Genomic DNA, 447 nt, shown 5'->3' on the forward strand with positions numbered 1-447 from the left:
GGTGACTGGAAGGCCTCGGTGACATTGTCCCAGCATCGTCCAAAGTCGTTTGCACAGTTTTGGACATCTTTAAAGGTATCCACCGCCTTTGAACCTACAATGTATACAGGTAAAGAGTTGAGTACTCCTCTAGTAATAGTTTTTCGTGGATTTTGTATTTTTTCCTTCCAGGATTTTTTTGCAAATTCCGAAGCCAAATCCTTCGCGCCTTGGGTAATGCTGCTATTTTTGGATGAGTGTAAATTGTTTCGGTAGAACACAAGGTCTGATTGGGCCTCCGGTGCAAAAACCTCCGGTCGGACAAATTGTTTGCCTTCCGTAGTGAAGAATCGCTGTTGCCTGCCATCTTCATTGAGAAAGGTCTGCCTGGCTTTTTTAAGAAAGTCTTTTGCAGGTAAATCAGTTACCTTTTCTAAAGTCAGCATCCAAAATAAATCGGTTTCTTTG

At 42.5% G+C, this 447-nt stretch carries 1 protein-coding gene; it reads right to left on the bottom strand.

Going from position 1 to position 447, the window contains the following annotated elements:
* Positions 1-425: hypothetical protein (locus ACTHUE_RS20410; RefSeq protein WP_440424321.1), on the bottom strand; the 425-nt coding region annotated here is incomplete at its 3' end.
* Between the last annotated feature and the right edge of the window lie 22 nt (positions 426-447).

The sequence above is a fragment of the Neisseria sp. P0021.S005 genome, from assembly GCF_051956955.1.